Source organism: Mesorhizobium sp. WSM4820 (assembly GCF_055811075.1).
Map to the genome: position 1 here is coordinate 16,088 of NZ_JBVVQN010000016.1, position 18,033 is coordinate 34,120.

Genomic DNA, 18,033 nt, shown 5'->3' on the forward strand with positions numbered 1-18,033 from the left:
ACTTGCGCGCATGGCGCCGCCTGATCTCAATGCGAGTTCGTCTTCAGCGGCGGAACGGGCGTATTCGCTAGGTTGACAGCCTCCTATCGTGGAGATCGACAGGGCTTCGCTCAATCCGAAGAAAGGACTTTGGCGATGCAATCAAACACACCGCGCACACTGCGCCAGGATACTCGGATTTCGTATCCTCAAAGCGGCGCGCGGGCCAATGGTTCCAAGGCGGCGATAGCCACCACCATGGCACCGAGCAGGCGCGATATTTTAGTTGTCGTATGTCGGCCCATCGGTCAGTCGCGTTCTTTGGCGGGCGTCACTGTCGATCCGAAAGTCGGGCCGACGTGATGCTCAGCGGACGTCGCGTCGCTCGATCTGCGATCCAACCCATCAGCGCTTCGATCGGTCCTCGCTGGAAGAAGCGCAGCCAAAGCACCGCGAAAGCGCTTACAACCACGATCAAGCCAAAGAGCGCGGACAGCGAGTGAGGTTCTCCAAGCATATATATTCCCTGAATATGCAGAAGATAGGCCGTCAAAGGCATCGAGCCGACCGCGATTATCGGCGAGACCAGCTTTCGCACGAACGGGAGCGCATCCATAGCAAGCGAGCAAGCCGCCACGATGATCATTGCGCAACCGGCGCTGCCAAAAATCCAAAACGTCGTCTCGCTATGAGGCGAGGCAATCCATAGCCAACTCGCTGTGAGATCGTCCAAGTCCCGCCACCACCAAAGTTCCTGCAAATCGGCCAACTCGGCGCTTACACCAGGCATTAAATGCAGCGCGAGCGAGGATCCCCCAAAGCCCAACACGGCCAGCGCGACGCCGGCTACACCAAGGCGCAAATGCATTGCGCGCGTGCGAAGGTCAAAGCGCGCAATGGCCATGCCTGCGATCAGCAAAGGAACCCAGGTCAATGCGGGATAGGTGCCGCTGACCAGGAGGGTGAACAGCTCGGGGTCCGAGCTCCCGGAGCCAAACGTTTTGAGAAGGAGGAAACGCACCTGCGGGAGAACCAATGCTGCCACCGCCGCGATCAACCCGAGCCGCTGTGCGCTTAGCCGATATAGCGGCAGGACCAACAGGAAGCAGACTCCGTAGTATGCCAGAATGACGGAGACCGGCGCCTTGACATAGGTCAGGATTTCGCCAAGCGCGATCAGAATAAGGGCGCGAATTGCAACCTTGGCAATGGCATGTCTACCGGCTAGCGCCGATTTCGGCGGGTTGCGGCCGGTAATCAGGATGAGCGAAAAACCCGTTAATACGGCAAACAGGACGGACGAGCGCCCAAAGGGGAAGGCCATCATATGACCGACCAGTCCTTCGCCCCTGCCGGGACCCACATGGACGGCATACATGCCGAAGACAGCCAAGCCGCGGGCAAGGTCGATGCCGACCAACCGAGCTGCAGCCCACCCATCTCGTGACCCGCTCTCGAAGATGCGGTGCGGCAGTGCCATGGTGGATTCCTTCGTTGGTTGTATTCATCGCGGGACCCGCGATAGGAGGGCCCGTCGGCTGCTGCCGTGGTCTCGCCCCGAGGGAGCAAAGCTCGTGCCAATCTGGCGGATCGAGCTACAGCCTGCGGCAAACACAGACTTGGGTCGCCGAGCCTGTTGGCGCGGACCTGACAAATCCGACACACAAGGTGTCGCGCAGCCGACGTTTTGGACGGATGGCCGGCCCGGGAGATCACTGAACCGGCTGCGAGAGGCGCAGCGACAGCGGATTATCCGACCAGCATGCCGCGCGGGCCCCAGTGATCGCGGCCAGCTTCAGCCCGGTGGTGAACCGGCATGCGCATAGCCACCGTGCCAGATCACCTTCAAGATCCGCCCAAACAGAATTAAAGGCCCAAACGATCGGGTTTCAGCGCCTCCTGGACCTGCAGAGCGGCGGACGAAGCGCTTGCGCCTCGGTGCGACCGGTGGCAAGCCCACCCGGCCGGAATTGAGGCCGTCGGCTCACGGGCGGGGGTCCACCTGAGTCGGAATGGACTCGCGCCGAGATGGAAGCGACGTGCTCGATAAGGGACGATCGCTAAGGTGGCCTGGCGGGGGCATGACGGCCCGAAAGAGGCCGCACGTATGCGGCGCCTTCGGCGCCGTGCAAGAGCTCAGCATTGGAAATCAGCGCAAGGCGAACTCTGGCCGCAGAACATTAGCCACAGCAGCCACTCTCATCTTCTTCGGCTCCTTGTCTTTTTAAGGTTTTCTTGCCGAGGCCGACAAGGCGCCTATTGAGACGGCTCGACAATGTTCGGGTGTCGCCGAAGACCATCTCCACATCCTCGCGCGAGACGACATCATTGCTATCCCGTGCCAGGCTCCGTTGAGCCAAACGGCGGACCATTTCCTTGATATAGGCCGCGCTGCTGTTCTCCGAGCGCGCGACGGCGTCCGCCACCGCTCCGTTTTCGAAGACGAGCGCACGACCATAAAGCGCGATCAGCCGCTCGCGGCAGCCGGCGTCGGGAAGCGGGATCTCAATTGCTTCGTCGACGCGGCCTGGGCGCGAGGCGAGCGCGTCCTCAATGTCCTCCGGCCGGTTCGTCGTCAGGAGGAAGAGGATATCTGCATTTGGTTCAAGACCATCCATTTCGTTCAACAGACGGTTGAGCAGACGTTCGGCTTTCGGGCTATATACGTTTTCTCGCGACCGACCCACCAAGTCGACGTCCTCGAGCACGACGATGCTCGGCTGAAGGGTGCGGGCCAACGCGATGTAGAACCCAATCGCCGCTGTCTGCTCAGCCGTAACCAGAACGGTAGTGCGTCCGGGCAGGTTGGCAGAAACATAACGGATGACGTGTGTCTTGCCTGTACCAGGGGGACCATAAAGCAGAATACCCTTTTGCGCGTGTTGGCCGAGGCGCTTCAACCCCTCTCGGTGTCGATCAAGGTCGAAGATGTTGGCATCAAGACGCGCCATAGTTGCTTCCGAAAGCACTACGTCGTTCCGGGGTACGGCAGGAAGGCGATGAACCCGCATCGCTCCCGGCATCCCGGAGTTGCGTGCATCGTATTCAAAAGAGAGAACCTTGTTGCGGTAGTATCGCGAGCTTTCGCCTGCCGCCTGGATTTTGCAAAGAAATCCACGCGAGAAGGCACAGGCCTGCTCGCCAGGCAGATAAGCGATTTCCACTTGAACTGTTCTGCCGCCCCAGCGGTCAAAAAACTGCGACATGAGGACCGCGACAGGCTCTTCGCCGATAAGGAATAACCACAGGCCATTGTGCAGTGACGCGTAGGGCACGTCTTCGCCGATATCGGTGTCCTGATATTGCAAGGGTGTCAGCCCAACGACGGTTCCACCCTCGCGAATGACCATGTCCGATAGCTTCATGGCATCGAACTCGTGCCGCTGGTGGACGCCGACGAGTTTGGGAGATAAGGGCGCAATCTGCTCTTCAATGACAGTTTGAACGTCCGGCAGCAAATGGGCAGCAAACTTTCGGCGCGAGCTAGCGAGACCTGTCAAATCATCGGTTTTGAAATGCCGATTGAGTGCCAGCCAGGCAAAGCGATCGATATCGGTCATAGCAGATCCTTTTTGCGAGTCGAGTTGAGCGGAAGAAAAATGCGCTTCTGCATCAAGGGTCGTTAGGGGCAGCCGAGGCTCTCCTCGAATTCGCGGACGTCCCACCGACAAGATCATTAAAGCAATTTGCGTGCCCGTCGGCGCTCCGTTGCGTTCTGCCGCTTCGCGCTAAACAGCGGCGCTTCTTGCCGACCGTTCGGTCGGCCTTGCGACAATTCTAGTTCCGTTTCCGACACAGAGGTTTCGATCGACGCGCCCGGCGAAGCCAGTTGGAACGCCAAGCATACCATGATCGGGGCCGAGCCGAATTCGATCCTCATCGATTGGGGATCATGGCGATCGCCGTAGAGCGGCCGCATGAATTGCTGCCACAGGCGTGCGTTCGCGTCAGTCCTGCCTCTGCGAACACCGCTGGGGCGCACACTGTGCCACCTCGCTACGGTGGGGCCCGCGGCTGCGCCCTGGCATGGCTTGCGCTGTGTGGTCCGTCGTTTGCCGCGGCGAAAGCGTAAATATCCGCGCTACAACACGCGACGGCTATGGCGCGCATCCGGCCTGGCGAAAGACGTCGTCCGAAAGGGAAACGTTGGTGCAGAAGCAGCTCCATTGCAAATGGCATGCCTCTTGCTGCTCGTGCTCAGAGCCCTTTGAACACGATGAAAGCGGATACCGAACCATGGCTGGCACGCGAGGCTCTAAACGATCGACAAAGGCGGCGGTGGTTGTCCTCGCTGAGCACTTGGCATCGCCCGGTTTGGAGATCCGAACATCTGGAGCCGGGCCCTTTCCCATACACCCGAACGGGAAAGGATCGGGAGCCGCGTGGGCATTGTCTCGCGCCCGGCAGCACCCCAGCGCGGTATGCGCCAGCCTCAGTAAAATTCAGTGCGCCAGTTTCTTCAAAAGGAGCAAGTTGATGACCGGTCAAAAGAAGGTCCCATTCGTCACATTTCTCACGCGTGTTCGCGATGATTCAATCCAGGGGCCAAATCCATACCGCTGGGAAGAAAAAACATCCGACGACTACTTTGCCGGCAAGCGCGTCATCCTGTTCTCCCTGCCTGGCGCTTTCACCCCGACCTGCTCGACCTACCAACTGCCCAATTTCGAAGATCTCTACGAGGATTTCAAGAAACAAGGAGTCGACGCGGTCTACTGCCTCTCGGTCAACGATGCCTTTGTCATGAATGCATGGGGAAAGTCCTTGGGGCTGCAGAAGGTCGAGCTGATCCCGGATGGGTCTGGCGAGTTCACGCGCAAAATGGGCATGCTGGTTGCCAAGGACAATCTGGGCTTCGGAATGCGCTCCTGGCGCTACGCGGCTCTGCTCAACAATGGCGTGGTGGAGCAGTGGTTCGAGGAGGAAGGTTTCTCCGATAACTGCGAGACCGACCCCTATGGCGTCTCATCCCCGCAGAACGTCCTTCAATCGTTGAAGGACGCGGCGTGACCTGGTGCAGATCGACCATGCGCAACTGCGTTTTGGGCGACGCTATGGGACGCAAAGGGCGAGGCTCTGAAGCCCGCAGCCCCGTGAGGTCATTCAAACGTGACGCGGCTTTGCAGCGTCGACCTGTGAGAGATCCAATTAGCCACGGCCAAGAGCTTCTTTGACAGAAATACCGAACCGACCATGAAATCGTTCTTCAGCCTACTTCAGAAACAGTCTCTTGCGGCATCGCCTCAACTCATCGAGTCGATTCGCCTGTTGCAGCTGACGCATGCCGAACTGCATCAGTTCGTGGACCAGGAGCTCGAGAAAAATCCGCTTCTGGAGCATGCGCCAAACGACGAAGGCCGGTCTGGCGAGGTTGAAGGACCGAACTGGGCAAGGTCCCCGGACCTGCCCAGGCAAGGGAAATCCCAGCCCAACACGACGAACACCACGCCGGGCGAGCGTCCTGCCTACGAGGAGTTTGTCGCCTTAGCCGAAACGTTGCACGACCATGTCGCTCGTCAGATCTCCCTCACTGCCTTCACACCGCACGAGCGGCTGATTGCTAATCAGCTTGCCGGGCATCTGGATGACACTGGCTATCTTCGGGTAAGTCCTTCGGACTTGGCTGAGACCCTAAACGTCGGGCTGGCCCATGTGGAACGGGTGCTGGGCGTCTTGCAGCACTTCGATCCACCGGGAATTTTCGCACGATCGCTCAGCGAATGTCTCGAGATACAGTTGCGCGAGCGAAACCGGTTCGACCCGGCGATGGCGGTTTTGGTTGCCAACCTTGAGATGCTTGCGCGACGCGATTTTCAGACATTGAAGCAGCGTTGCGGCGTCGATGAAGAAGATCTTCTCGACATGCTGCAGGAAATCCGTGCGCTTGACCCCAAGCCTGGAAACACTTTCCAGTCGGGAACGCCGGAATGCGTTATACCGGACGTATGGGTCCTGCGCTCGCCAGGAGGTGGATGGCAGATCGAACTTGATCCGAACACGCTGCCCAAGGTGCTGATCAACCAAAGCTATGTCACGGAGGTTTCCTGCCGAGCCTCCAAAAAATCGAAAGACATGACGTTTCTCAATGAATGCTTGCAAAACGCGAACTGGTTGATCCGCAGCCTCGATCAGCGCGCCAAGACGATCCTTAAGGTTGCCACCGAAATCGTGCGCCAGCAGGATGCCTTTCTGGAATATGGCGTCGCCCACCTACGGCCCCTCAATCTCAGGACGGTCGCTGACGCGATCAACATGCATGAGTCGACTGTAAGCCGGGTGACCTCGAACAAGTACATGGTTACCCCACGCGGTGTGTTCGAACTCAAGTATTTCTTCACTGTCGCGATCGCCTCCTGTGAAGGCGGTGACGCGCACTCCGCCGAAGCTGTCCGCCATCGGATCAAAGCGATGGTCTCCGAAGAATCGCTTGATAACATGCTTTCTGACGATGACATCGCTGACCGGCTCAAGGAATGCGGCATAGATCTCGCTCGCCGAACGGTCACCAAGTATCGCGAGGCGATGAATATTCCCTCCTCCATACAGCGCCGCCGGGAAAAACGCTTGTGGCGCGACGGCGATCAAGGCTTCAAGGCCTCGTGACCAAAAGCGGCCTCTAAATCAAATGTGACGCGTTCTTCACATTCGCCCTCCTCCGGGCCGAAGCAATTGTCGAAATCGCTACATTCCCGGCAATTGGGCGCAGTACATAGCGAAAACCCTTCGGCCTCACAGAGTCTGCGGTAAAAGTACTTCTTCCATTTCATGTTTCGGGTATTGCCGGCCGCAAGCATCGGAAAATGCGTGGCAAGCAGGCGGTTGAGCTCGGCCCGATTGAGAAGACCAAGATCCTGCCAAAGATGGTCATCGCGCATGGCACGCCGGGCGACGATCTTAGCGAAGCGCGCGCTCGCCGGGTCGCTCGGCCGGGCATGCGCCAGCAGAAGGCCGCGCAGAAGTTCTTCCTCCATGCCCCGCTCAGGATCGCTGACGTCTTCCAAGGCTAAGGCCGCCATAGCGGTTGCGGACAAACCCAGGGGCAGGACCTCGCGCAGCTCGGCAAGGGAAAGCCCTGTTGACTCCGTCGCTGTCGCTTCGCCACCCTCGACCTCCTTGAGCGCACACGAGAGAACGCAGGCAAGGACATGCTCGTCGAACCCCCTCTCCGGCTCGACGGTGGGGCATTGGCCGGCGCCGACACATGCGTCTTTATGGACGGACATTCCCGTTCTCCTGGTCGTTTAGTGTCAGCGGCCCTGCCGCGAGCACATGGGTCAGATTTCGGGCACGCGCCGGCGCAGGCTCAACGCAACGCAGCGGCCGGCCGGTCGACCGCCATGACTACGCCTTGAGCTCGCCTTCGAAGTCACCGCGCTACCGTCGCAATCGCGAGGACTTCACTCTGGGTTAGACTCGGTGAAGGGAGCGCGCTCGAGCAGACCCCTTCAGCAGCGGCATTACCCCGTGCAAGCAAGCCCTCGGCAGGTGAGATATTCGGGCAGCCCGTCAGGAGCCGTCCAGGATGACGAAAGCGCTATTCATCAGAGGCATCTAGAGGATCCGGTCATGAGCGGCCGGTGGACGTTCGTTATACAATCTGTACGGCATTGCGAACTCAACCCGCGCATGACCCAGCGCGTTGTTGATGGCGGGAATGGTCTGGTCTCACCACAATTGGTCTGGCAGCATTGTCCCTGGTCGAAATCTTCCAACTGGCTCTGTAACACGATCTGGCCGGTTCAGGATCGATGAGCGGCTCTGCTAAGCTCCAGCAAATCGATGCAGACCGGCCTCCTCGGTGCGCTCATGGTTTCAGAGCAGAGCGCTGTCGCGGTCACGCCGTCGCGGGGTCCCTGCCGGCCATCTTTACCTTGCAGGTGTCGCTGTGGCGTTGCAGAGTATTCATAGTCCGTAGTCCCACTGATGCGGTTCCGAAGCTGTGAAGGCATTGTCATGAGAAGCAATGCGACGCTTCCCGAGCGCATAAATTGGATCGTCCGGATACGGTGCTCCAATCGGCTGTCGCGGGCCGAAGCGTTCTGCCTCCAGCACCGACGATGGGATCTGCTCCTCGAGCCAGTCATAGACAACGGTCCGTTCGGCAATCCGCCACTCCCCTGCCCTCTTTTGAAATAGATCGCAGTAGCGCCCGCTTAGCAGCATCTGGCGTATTTCTCCGTCTTTGTCCGGTCCGCGTTGCAGCGCGGTGAAATAGCTCTCGACTGCGGCCTCTGCCGGGTTAATGAATTCGACAAGGATGTTCGTGATCTGATGGATGTTGCGCGGTCCGGTCTTGAAGACGCCGAGCGCAAACCGGATGAAGCCCTCTGCCGAGCCGCAATAGGCCCCGTGATTGTCATGTGCATCTGGCCAGTAGGCGCTGCGCAGTGCCGCTTCATCGGCACGGTCTATCCCGCGGCAGTACCGATAGAGGCAGTCACGGATCGCCTCACGGTCGAGCAGTTCGACGATTTTCGCTTGGCCCGTCGGGTCTGCCGCAAATTCGGTGGTTCCGACGTGTTCCGGGACCTCTGTCTTCGGTTTGAGGGTGGCCTCCGAAGCGATTCGCGCAGCGGGTGGATCGTCGATTTCCAGCGCAAGTTCGGGGCAGGATCGCACCCCATCCGACGCAAGCAGTTGCTCCGCGTCCGCAACCTCGATGTCACCAGGGAGGATGTAACCCGCCTCATCCAGCTTGAAGACTGCCGGCGCTCGCGCCGCGCATTGCGCATGCCCCTGACATCTGGCTTGGTGAACGATGATGCGCAAGGCGACCTCCAACGTCTGTGCCCCAGCTCAGGCCGGGCTAGGTTTAGCCCCACTCCAGGATCAGATTTTCAATCCCGAACAGTTGGCCGCCGTGGGTGATGGGTGCTGTTCCCTCCTTGATCCGAAAGGGCGGCAGGCGCGCCAGCCACTCCTCCAGGCCAATGACAATTTCCCGGCGCGCGAGATGTGAACCAAGGCACCGGTGGGGACCATAGCCAAAGGCGGCGTGGCGGATGCCTTCTCGGGTCAGATCGACCGTGTTGGGAGATTCGAATTCCGCCGGGTCACGATTTGCAATCATCGTGGCGCAGGAAACGAAGTCCCCCTTGCGGATCGGCGCGCCTTCGAAGTCGATATCTTTCCGTGCGACGCGGATCAAATGAACGGTCGGAAAGGCACGCAGCAGTTCTTCGGCTGCGCGCACGATCCGGTCCGGTTCTTTTCGGAGCAATTCCTGATCTTCCAGTTTTCGCGCGAGATAGGCCAAGTCAAAGCCTATGGCTGTAGCGACCGTGTCGAGCCCCGCCACCAAAACGAGCACGCCAATGCCACGGACCTCCTGGTCTGTCAGCCCGCGGCCCTCGACCTGCGCCTGCACAATGAAGCTCATGAAATCGTCGACGGGCTTGTTGCGGCGCATCGCCGCCAGCTCGTCTATGAACGCTACAATCGTCCGAGCCGCCGCCGGCCGTCTGACATCATCGCCATGGAGCAGATCTTTCGCCCAGGCAACAAACGTCTCAAGACGGTGCTCCGGCAGTCCGATGAAGCGAAGGAAGATGCTGACCGCGAAAGGAAAGGCGAAATCCTTCATGACATCGCAGCTTGTTCCCGACGAGGCGATCCTCGTGATAAGCGCTATCGCTCGCTCGCGGATGGCGGGCTCCAGTTCCGTTACACGCTTCGGCGAAAAGAGCGGATTGAGCAATGAGCGAAAGACTGCATGGGAAGGGGGATCGAGTTCGAGCGGGATCGTCGGCCAGTCTTCGCCCAGTGCAGATGCGAAGACGTTGCGATGACTGGAAAAGTTTTCGGTCTCCTGCAGCACCCGGCGCTGATCTGCGGCGCGAGTGATGACCCAAGCACCCTGCCCGGTACGCGTGTTCCAGGGCGAATAAAAGATTCGCGGTCCGGCATGCACGCAAGCGATTGCTGCGTGGGGGTCGCCGTTGGGCGCCGGAGACATGCCTGGCGAGGAAAAAAGGCTGAAGTCGCCCACCATTTCCGGCGGGACATGATCTGGAACCGGGTTGGTTGCCATTTGGTTCTCCTGCGTTCAGGCGTTTACGCTCGGTTGAGATCGCGCAGGCTGTTCGTCACCGCTGAGCTCCGCGCGCACTGCCGACATCGCCTCCGATGACAACGTCGAGCAAATTGCGTGCCGAATAAGCGCACCATTGGCGCTGCTCATATCTCCGTTGTAGCTGCCCTTCTGAGGCTAACCTTGGTACGAATTTCGACATTCATGCCTGTTCCAGACACGACAAGGTTTTGCAGAAAAGAATGCTAGCGAGGAGCCGAGTGAAGAGGCTAAGTATCGAACGAGGTCACCTGCGAGAGAGGGTGTAGCTCGGCGGTAGCGAAGCCGCTCGCGAGCGCGCCCTCCACGAGCGCTGTAGCGAGCGAGCGGCTTTGCGGTCGTCATCGCTACTTCGTCGGTAAGGTCGGGTTGCTGACCCAACTAATTCGAAGGACGATCGATGACCGACGGCATGGTGAACCTGCGCGCTCGTGGAGAACGCTCCGGGTCCCGATCTCTTGCGCGAGATGGATTGGATTGCCGTCGAGCGGCTGAGCGAGCCGGAGACGGGCCGCGATCGGCCGCGCCTATGGCAAGAACAAGGTCCACGTCCGCCGGCGCCGAGGCCATCAGGGCGCCCGCAAAATAGCTCACTGCCGAGATCGGCAGCCCCACATACTTCTGCGTCAGGATCACATCGGCCTGGCGATGGCGATCGCCTTGTCGGGCATTTGCTGGTAGCCGGAAAAATCCTCGACCGCACTGGTCGCATCGGCAACCCGGCCGTTGCCTGCCGTGTTGCTGCTCTTGGCAAGAATCTTAGCCGCGCTGAGCCGATAGCGCGAACAGGATCCGCTAAGCGTTCTTTGATAATGCGGGCTGCTTTGGGGCGTGTTCAGCTTTGCTTCATCTCGGACGTTCCTTTTCGAGCTTGGCATTAGACGCCGGGGGCTCTTGCCGCAGAAGGATCATTCGAGGATGCCTTTGTGGAGGCCGTCCTCTGGAAACTTGACGGAGGGACCAATTGACTTCACTTCGAACAATTCCTCCCGCCCGCTGCCGTACAGGACTGGGATGTTGGACAATTGACCGACAATATGCCCCTCCGCGGGCAGCTGATGCATTTGCCTACATTGGGCTGCTTTACCGCGCAGTTTCGGTTGTGACCCATCGCAACGGGAGCAATGATGGCGATCCTCGCCAGGCGCGATGGCGCCCTCGGGAATGGCGCCTCCGATCGGGGCGATCCCCGGCGGGCCGCAAAAGACAGCTGTGCCCTCAATGGCCGCCTCGGCAGGCAGACTGGTGGTCAGCAAAATCCAGAGTAGCGGCGCGGACGCCGAGCGAAAACGCAAATCAATTTGCATCGGCCTCACCTCAAGCGGCGGTTGAACGGGGAATGCGCGGCAGGTTCTCGGCCAGTAGCCGCCAGTCGTGGCGCTCGGGTTCGCCTTCCTTGCGCGTCCCGAAGAACTGGATGATCATCTTGCCGTTGGCGCCATACGCTTCGAGTGACGTGACGTGACCGTCCCTGGTCGGCTTGCGCACGGCCCAAACCTCACGGATGTGGTGGGCCCTGAGATGCAGGTGGAAAGTCTCGTCGAGCACATTGATGCAAGGCCCGATCTGCTTGACCGACTTGATAGGGCCGGAATGAATCTGGATGCAGCCACGATTGCCGACGAAGCACATCATCGGCATCTCGTCCTCGGCCGCACGATGTAACATGGCGCCAACGGCAGCATTGTCGAGCAGCCAGGCGTAATCCTGGCCGACCATGCGCACTGCCTGGCGGCGGCTGAGGTTCAGGGTCTTCAGCATGCCGAAGAACTGGTGCACGTCGGTCAGCCGGCTCCAGTGCTCCCGCAGGTCATCGACTGTAGCGGCTTGGTCCGGAATCTTTGCGATATTTTCGCCTGACCTCCCCATAACCGACACGATCGGTTCCTGGTTCGAGGATTGGAGCTCGTCTGTCAGCTTTTGATAGGCATAGAGGTTGGAGGACGGTCTCAGTTGCACCTTGTGAACTGCCTCGCCTGCGGCGTCGAAGAATTGCAGGCTGCGGTGGATTTCCCCGCCATCGCGAATCTCGACGGCAAAGCCATGCGCCCACAGGCTCGGGAAGATGCGCAAATCAATGTCATTGCCGAGCACCATGGCGTGCTTGCCGGTGAACACCTTATCGTAGATGCCTATCTTCTCATGCACGGCACTGGCATTGCGGGTCAGCGCCATGACCTCGCCGATCGCCTCGAGACCGGTTAGCACATCATTAACGCGGGGCTCGATGCGCACCGTGCCGAAACCGCAGTGTGCCGCGAAAAGCTCCGCTTCCGAAATGCCTAATTGGGCGGCGAGATCGCGGTCGCGGATTGTTGGGCTGTCTTCGCGTGCCCGCCGGATTCTCTCCGGCGACGGTTTCCCGCGCTGGTGCATGTCTTCACCCCTGCTTGCGCATACTATCGGTCGGGCATCGTCGCCCTCGCCAAAAAGAGCTCAAAAGTCGTGCCAATTGCTCGAAGCGTCTCGGAAACCCGGCTTACGAGCCAGTTCCGAGGGAACTTGAGCCCCACCCCCTGTGGCGGTCTCGACAAATCCGACAATACCTGTCGGTTGCCCAACGCCTTGGCGGCAACAGCCGAACCAAAATCGTCGCCGCGTTGGCGATGTCGCACTGTCCGGAAACGGTTTTTTCCCATTGGCACGATCCATGCTTGCTGATCCGCGAAGTGTCACGCACCGAGGAGAAAGCCAGCGATGATTACGCTCACCGACAAGGCCGTTGCCGCCGCCAAGACCGCTCTTTCCGCCGCTAGTGAGCCGGCAGAAGGCTTTCGCATCATGGTCGAGACCGGCGGCTGCTCCGGCTTCAAATACTCGATGGGCCTGGAGAGCGTCCCGCGCGAGGGCGACGCGATCATCGAGACGGATGGGATCAAGGTGTTCGTAGACACCGGCACCCAGCCGCATATAGCCGGCATGGCCGTCGACTTCGTCATGGGTCTCGAAACCTCCGGCTTTGTCTTCGACAATCCGAATGCGAGCGGGAAGTGCTCCTGCGGCAAGTCCTGTAGTTGATTGCCGAAGAAGGAGAGAGGGCGCCTGAGGTGAGCTTGTCGGTGCGATGGCGGCCCAATCTGCGCCAATCTGTGGGGCACCTGCACCGCTTCTGGGTCGTCTCTGCCAGCAACGGCATGCGCAAGGCTCGAAGCGACCGGGTTGCGCCTTCACGTCATTCCGATCCATTGAGGACCATAGCCCATGAAAGTTGTCTATCTCGACAACAACGCAACGACACGGGTCGATCCCGCGGTCGTTGAAGCGATGTTGCCGTTGCTTACGGATCAATTCGGCAATCCTTCGTCGGCGCACGGTTTTGGCGCCCTTGCCGGCGCCACGTTGAGAAACGCGCGGCGCCAGGTGCAGGCACTGATCGGCGCGGAGTTCGACGACGAGATCACCTTCACCTCGGGTGGAACGGAAAGCGACAATGCGGCCATTCTTTCGGCGCTCGAGGTGATGCCTGACCGAACAGAGATCGTGACTTCCGCTGTCGAACATCCGGCTGTGCTAACCCTCTGCGCTCATCTTGAGGAGACGCGCCGCGCTAAGGTGCACAGGATCCCGGTGGACCGCCATGGCCGGCTGAACGTCGACGCTTACCGGGCCGTCCTCAACCCGAACGTGGCAATCGTCTCGATCATGTGGGCCAATAACGAGACTGGTACGATTTTCCCTGTCGCCAAGCTCGCCGAATTGGCCAAGGAAGTCGGCGCCCTTTTCCACACTGATGCCGTGCAGGCAGTCGGCAAGCTCCCGATGGACCTGAAATCAACCGCCATCGACATGCTGTCGCTCTCCAGTCATAAATTTCATGGACCAAAAGGGGTAGGCGCACTTTTCGTCAAGCGCGGCGTGCCGTTCCAGTCCCTGATCAAGGGGGGGCACCAAGAGAGCGACCGGCGCGCGGGCACCGAAAACACGCCCGGCATAGTCGGGCTCGGCATGGCCGCCGAACTCGCCTTGAAATTCATGGATGACGAGACCACGCGGATAAAGTGGCTCCGCGACCGGCTGGAGAACGGGCTTGTCAAGCGTGTCCCAAACAGCTTCGTCAACGGCGATCCCCTAGAGCGCTTGCCGAACACCGCAAACATCGCCTTCGAAGGTATTGAAGGCCATGGAATCCTGCATCTCCTCGACCGCGAGGGTATCGTCTGTTCCTCCGGGTCCGCCTGCACATCGGGCTGTGCGGAGCCAAGTCACGTCCTGAGGGCGATGAAAATGCCACATGGCGCGGTCCGCTTCTCTTTCGCGCGTGACAACGGACAAGAAGAGGTGGACCGGGTGCTAGAGGTCTTGCCTTCAATTGTGGAGAAGCTGCGCGACGCCCACAGTTCCGGGTCGAATATACGGAGCGCCGAAGGCCTTCAATGCGTACCGGGTCTCAGCGGCAGATGAACCGGCGTCCATTCATGAGCAGTCGGGTCTTTCTCAAGGATATTACCCTGCACGAGGGCGAGCAGGCACCCGGCGTTGCCTTGACGATGTCGGAAAGCTTGCGATCGAGATCGACGCAATTGCGACGTGGTCGCACGGAGTGTCCCGGTGCGGCTCACGGCATGGCGCCGGATGACCTCACGGGATCTCCATGCATCGGTCGAGAGCGGCGTCCGCGCCCTCAATCTGTCGTTGCCTGCATCGGATATCCAGCTTGCCACCAAGCTCGGGCTAGTCCGGGAACGACCGCTAAAGCTCATCGAGCATATGGTCGGGCGCGCGGCCGCCAGCGGCTTTTTCCTCGCCCTGGGCTCTGAGGATGCACGCATACCAGCCCAGGACTATCTCTCCCGCCTTCTTAAGACGGCGGCGCGCGCCGGCGCAAGCCGCGTCAGCCTGGTCGATAGTGTCAGCGCCCTCGATCCCCTTTCGACCTTCGAGCTTGTCACCCCGCCTGCCGCGAAGTCTCCCGTCGACCTCGAATTCCATGCGCATAATGATCTCGGCCTCGCTACCGCCAACACGGTGGCCGCGTTCCGCGCCGGCGCGCGCCATGCCTCGGTCGTCCTTGGAGTCGGCGAGCGCGCGGGCAATGCCGCACGCGAAGAGGTGCCGCCGCGATGGCTGTCCATCAGGAGGCAGATACCGAAGTCGGCCTCACCGCGCATTGCCCCCCTTGGCGGCCGGGAGACCTCGGGCGGGGCCGAGCGCCAGGTCGAGGGCCAATCCGGAGACAGTCAAGCCCATCGTGCTCGGGCCCTGCGGGCCCTTGCGTCAGCCCACCTCGCTCGCTTCCAAGCGGGGCCGGCTGCCTCCATGGAGATCGACCAGTTGTACCGCGCGCGACGTCCGGCCTCGACACCGGAGGCAGTTGTGACGACGAGGCCGATTGCCGCGCTGGCTCAGCGCATTCGTTCATCAGCCCGCGGCTTTCGGGGCTGCATGTCGAATGTGCGACCAACGCACCAGAAACCACCGTTTCCGACAAAGGGAGAACGCAATGAGTTGTTCCGCTGACAGCAGTTCCATCGACGTCACCAACATCCTCACGCGACTGAAAGGCCTGTCGTCCGCGGAGGAGTTCTTCGCTGTCCTTGGCGTCTCGTATGATCCGAAGGTGCTCAATGTCTCACGGCTGCATATCCTCAAGCGTGTGGGCCAATACCTTGCCGAGGAAGATTTCTCCGGTCTGCCCGACCAGGTGATCGCCGCGCGCATGCGCGCCATGCTGGAACGCGCCTACGAGGAGTTCGCGCTTTCCTCGCCGCTCACGCACCGGGTTTTCAAGGTGCTCAAAGATCACAATCCGAACAAACCTCACACGCCAGGCCGCACATTCGTTCCGTTCGACTCCGTCCTGAAGCGGTTCGGCCAATAAGCGCTACATAGTTGCGACGCGACAATGTCGACAAGCCGACAATTCGGGCACCGAACCCGGGGAGCCTCAGAAAAGGTCAATGCAATTTACAAGGAACAGACGTTCGCAAATCACTTGGCACGAATGATGCAAACAAGAACTCGCACCGCCAGGCCGCATCGGGATAACAGCGTAGAGAACGCCAATGCATATCGTCGTCAGCATCAAGCAGGTGCCGGACTCGGCACAGATACGGGTCCATCCGGTGACGAACACCATTATGCGCCAGGGTGTGCCGACCATCATCAACCCTTACGACTTGTTCGCCCTCGAAGAAGCACTCAGGCTACGCGACGCTTATGGTGGGGAGGTCACGGCGCTCACTATGGGTCCACCCATGGCAGAGGACTCCCTGCGCAAGGCGCTCGGCTACGGCGCCGATCGCGCGGTGCTTTTGACCGACCGCTATTTTGCCGGTTCCGACACACTGGCGACCTCCTTTGCTCTTTCCCAGGCAATCGCGAAAATCGGCGAGACGTTCGGCACGCCGGACGTGGTCTTCACAGGCAAACAGACGATCGACGGCGACACCGCCCAAGTCGGGCCCGGCATCGCCAAGCGTCTCGATCTCCTTCAACTCACCTATGTCGCGAAAATCGCCTCCATTGATCTTGCTGCAGGCGAGATCACGGTCGAGCGCCGTTGCGAGGGCGGCACCCAGAAGCTGAAGAGCAGGCTGCCTTGCCTCATCACCATGTTGGAAGGCACAAACGAGATGCGCCGGGGCTCGATCGAAGACGCGCTTTGCGCCGCGCGCAACCAGATTGTGAAATGGAGTGCGGCCGAGGCCGGCATTGAAGATCTCACCAAATGCGGCTTGCGTGGCTCGCCGACGGTCGTCAAACGCGTTTTCGCCCCTAGCGCCCGTTCGGAAAAGGCGGCGCAAATTGAGACCGCCGAAAAGACGCTGCGCGATGCCGCAGACGAACTGATTTGTGCAATCTTCACCCGACAGCCGGCGCTGGAACCGGAACTCGCCTTCGAGGCCGCGTGACGGCAAGGAGCAGACCATATGTCGAGCACGAACTCAGACACCCCTCGCCAGCCCCCCGGCCGTGCCGGGATGAAGAAGGAGCTTCCTGAGCGTTTCAGGGACTATAGGCACGTCTGGGTTTTCATCGAGCTCGAACGCGGCCAGGTCCACCCCGTATCCTTCGAGCTGCTTGGCGAGGGCCGCAAGCTGGCGGACAAACTTGGCGTCCAGCTCGCGGGTGCTGTGCTCGGACCCCCGGGAGAAGCCACCCAGAACGCAGTCGCCGAGGCCTTCGCCTATGGCGCCGACCTCGTCTACTTCGTCGAGGCGCCGGTGCTCGCCGACTATCGTAATGAGCCTTTCACCAAGGCGATGACCGATCTGGTTGCTACTTACAAACCCGAGATCCTGCTTCTCGGTGCAACCACGCTCGGCAGGGATCTCGCCGGTTCCGTCGCAACAACCTTGCTGACAGGGCTAACGGCCGACTGCACCGAACTGGACGTGGATGCTGACGGTTCGCTCGCCGCGACTCGCCCGACTTTTGGCGGTTCGTTGCTATGCACGATCTACACGCTCAATTACAGGCCGCAGATGGCGACGGTGCGACCGAGGGTCATGCCCATGCCCCAGCGGGCCGACAGAGCGATCGGGCGTGTCATCCCGCACAAGCTGTCGCTAGCCGAGGATGAAATCGTCACCAAGGTGCTAGGATTCCTTCCGGACAGCCAGTCGGGTAACGCCAATCTCGCCTATGCGGATGTGGTGGTTGCGGGAGGGCTCGGTCTCGGCGGAGCGGAGAACCTGCAGCTTGTGAAGAGTCTCGCGCGAGTGATAGGCGCCGAATTCGGCTGTTCGCGGCCGCTGGTCCAAAAGGGCTGGATGTCGGCCGATCGGCAGATCGGCCAAACAGGCAAGACAATTCGGCCGAAGCTTTACATAGCGGCCGGTATTTCCGGCGCCATCCAGCACCGCGTTGGAGTTGAGGGAGCCGATCTCATCGTGGCCATCAACACCGACCCGAACGCGCCGATTTTCGATTTCGCTCACCTCGGTATCGTCACCGATGCGGTCCGTTTCCTGCCCGCGCTGACCGAGGCCTTCACCCGGCGGCTGTCACCGCACAGTCGCGACAAGCTTGCGAGCTAAGGGAGA

Annotated in this window: 15 protein-coding genes and 1 pseudogene; 8 read left to right on the plus strand and 8 right to left on the minus strand. The window is 60.3% G+C overall.

Features of this window, described 5'->3' with window-relative positions:
* Positions 1-310: 310 nt before the first annotated feature.
* Both AC0L2R_RS23785 and AC0L2R_RS23790 read right to left on the minus strand, forming a co-directional pair.
* Positions 311-1,459, minus strand: a complete 1,149-nt coding sequence (locus AC0L2R_RS23785) for a DUF418 domain-containing protein (RefSeq protein ID WP_473511898.1) — start codon at positions 1,457-1,459, stop codon at positions 311-313.
* Between the two features lie 700 nt (positions 1,460-2,159).
* Entirely contained in the window at positions 2,160-3,539 is a 1,380-nt protein-coding gene (locus AC0L2R_RS23790; protein ID WP_473511900.1) for an AAA family ATPase, read from the minus strand.
* Between the two features lie 916 nt (positions 3,540-4,455).
* Here AC0L2R_RS23790 and AC0L2R_RS23795 point away from each other — a divergent pair.
* Both AC0L2R_RS23795 and rpoN read left to right on the plus strand, forming a co-directional pair.
* Positions 4,456-4,989 carry a redoxin family protein gene (locus AC0L2R_RS23795; protein WP_473512037.1) on the plus strand — a complete coding sequence of 178 codons (534 nt, stop codon included), beginning with the start codon at positions 4,456-4,458 and terminating at the stop codon, positions 4,987-4,989.
* 183 nt (positions 4,990-5,172) lie between these two features.
* Positions 5,173-6,582 carry an RNA polymerase factor sigma-54 gene (gene rpoN / locus AC0L2R_RS23800; protein WP_473511901.1) on the plus strand — a complete coding sequence of 470 codons (1,410 nt, stop codon included), beginning with the start codon at positions 5,173-5,175 and terminating at the stop codon, positions 6,580-6,582.
* Here rpoN and AC0L2R_RS23805 read toward each other — a convergent pair.
* The 6 genes and pseudogenes from AC0L2R_RS23805 to AC0L2R_RS23830 form a co-directional block, all read right to left on the minus strand.
* Complete coding sequence (locus tag AC0L2R_RS23805) at positions 6,561-7,202, minus strand: nitrogen fixation protein NifQ (protein ID WP_473511902.1); 642 nt, start codon at positions 7,200-7,202, stop codon at positions 6,561-6,563. The two genes, rpoN and AC0L2R_RS23805, sit on opposite strands and share 22 nt — an antisense overlap.
* Before the next feature lie 679 nt (positions 7,203-7,881).
* Positions 7,882-8,451, minus strand: a complete 570-nt coding sequence (locus AC0L2R_RS23810; protein WP_473512038.1) for a nuclear transport factor 2 family protein — start codon at positions 8,449-8,451, stop codon at positions 7,882-7,884.
* A gap of 174 nt (positions 8,452-8,625) precedes the next feature.
* A pseudogene (locus tag AC0L2R_RS23815) lies at positions 8,626-8,760 on the minus strand (ferredoxin); the annotation flags it as partial.
* A gap of 31 nt (positions 8,761-8,791) precedes the next feature.
* Positions 8,792-10,009, minus strand: a complete 1,218-nt coding sequence (locus tag AC0L2R_RS23820; protein ID WP_473480592.1) for a cytochrome P450 — start codon at positions 10,007-10,009, stop codon at positions 8,792-8,794.
* 947 nt (positions 10,010-10,956) lie between these two features.
* On the minus strand, positions 10,957-11,355 hold the full coding sequence (locus AC0L2R_RS23825; RefSeq protein ID WP_473511904.1) for a hypothetical protein: 399 nt from the start codon (positions 11,353-11,355) through the stop codon (positions 10,957-10,959).
* Positions 11,356-11,365: 10 nt separating this feature from the next.
* Complete coding sequence (locus AC0L2R_RS23830) at positions 11,366-12,424, minus strand: hemin-degrading factor (RefSeq protein ID WP_065011122.1); 1,059 nt, start codon at positions 12,422-12,424, stop codon at positions 11,366-11,368.
* Positions 12,425-12,745: 321 nt separating this feature from the next.
* On the opposite strand from AC0L2R_RS23830, the gene AC0L2R_RS23835 reads away from it, so the two are divergent.
* The 6 genes from AC0L2R_RS23835 to AC0L2R_RS23860 all read left to right on the plus strand — a co-directional run bounded on the left by AC0L2R_RS23835 (position 12,746) and on the right by AC0L2R_RS23860 (position 18,027).
* Complete coding sequence (locus AC0L2R_RS23835) at positions 12,746-13,066, plus strand: HesB/IscA family protein (protein WP_473511906.1); 321 nt, start codon at positions 12,746-12,748, stop codon at positions 13,064-13,066.
* A gap of 183 nt (positions 13,067-13,249) precedes the next feature.
* Positions 13,250-14,449 carry a cysteine desulfurase NifS gene (gene nifS, locus AC0L2R_RS23840; protein ID WP_473511907.1) on the plus strand — a complete coding sequence of 400 codons (1,200 nt, stop codon included), beginning with the start codon at positions 13,250-13,252 and terminating at the stop codon, positions 14,447-14,449.
* Positions 14,450-14,596: 147 nt separating this feature from the next.
* Entirely contained in the window at positions 14,597-15,505 is a 909-nt protein-coding gene (locus AC0L2R_RS23845; protein WP_473511908.1) for a beta/alpha barrel domain-containing protein, read from the plus strand.
* On the plus strand, positions 15,489-15,866 hold the full coding sequence (gene nifW / locus AC0L2R_RS23850; protein WP_473511910.1) for a nitrogenase stabilizing/protective protein NifW: 378 nt from the start codon (positions 15,489-15,491) through the stop codon (positions 15,864-15,866). Before AC0L2R_RS23845 ends, nifW begins: the two co-directional genes overlap by 17 nt.
* A 184-nt stretch (positions 15,867-16,050) precedes the next feature.
* Entirely contained in the window at positions 16,051-16,899 is an 849-nt protein-coding gene (locus AC0L2R_RS23855; RefSeq protein ID WP_473511912.1) for an electron transfer flavoprotein subunit beta/FixA family protein, read from the plus strand.
* A gap of 18 nt (positions 16,900-16,917) precedes the next feature.
* Positions 16,918-18,027, plus strand: coding sequence for an electron transfer flavoprotein subunit alpha/FixB family protein (locus AC0L2R_RS23860; RefSeq protein WP_473511914.1), 1,110 nt, complete (start codon positions 16,918-16,920; stop codon positions 18,025-18,027).
* The last annotated feature ends 6 nt before the right edge of the window (positions 18,028-18,033 follow it).

Coding starts and splice junctions, on each gene's coding strand:
- AC0L2R_RS23805 (WP_473511902.1), bottom strand. CDS start 7,202: ATGTCCGTCCATAAAGACGCATGTGTCGGCGCCGGCCAATGCCCCACC.
- AC0L2R_RS23835 (WP_473511906.1), top strand. CDS start 12,746: ATGATTACGCTCACCGACAAGGCCGTTGCCGCCGCCAAGACCGCTCTT.
- rpoN (WP_473511901.1), top strand. CDS start 5,173: ATGAAATCGTTCTTCAGCCTACTTCAGAAACAGTCTCTTGCGGCATCG.
- AC0L2R_RS23825 (WP_473511904.1), bottom strand. CDS start 11,355: ATGCAAATTGATTTGCGTTTTCGCTCGGCGTCCGCGCCGCTACTCTGG.
- AC0L2R_RS23795 (WP_473512037.1), top strand. CDS start 4,456: ATGACCGGTCAAAAGAAGGTCCCATTCGTCACATTTCTCACGCGTGTT.
- AC0L2R_RS23830 (WP_065011122.1), bottom strand. CDS start 12,424: ATGCACCAGCGCGGGAAACCGTCGCCGGAGAGAATCCGGCGGGCACGC.
- nifW (WP_473511910.1), top strand. CDS start 15,489: ATGAGTTGTTCCGCTGACAGCAGTTCCATCGACGTCACCAACATCCTC.
- nifS (WP_473511907.1), top strand. CDS start 13,250: ATGAAAGTTGTCTATCTCGACAACAACGCAACGACACGGGTCGATCCC.
- AC0L2R_RS23785 (WP_473511898.1), bottom strand. CDS start 1,459: ATGGCACTGCCGCACCGCATCTTCGAGAGCGGGTCACGAGATGGGTGG.
- AC0L2R_RS23855 (WP_473511912.1), top strand. CDS start 16,051: ATGCATATCGTCGTCAGCATCAAGCAGGTGCCGGACTCGGCACAGATA.
- AC0L2R_RS23790 (WP_473511900.1), bottom strand. CDS start 3,539: ATGACCGATATCGATCGCTTTGCCTGGCTGGCACTCAATCGGCATTTC.
- AC0L2R_RS23820 (WP_473480592.1), bottom strand. CDS start 10,009: ATGGCAACCAACCCGGTTCCAGATCATGTCCCGCCGGAAATGGTGGGC.
- AC0L2R_RS23860 (WP_473511914.1), top strand. CDS start 16,918: ATGTCGAGCACGAACTCAGACACCCCTCGCCAGCCCCCCGGCCGTGCC.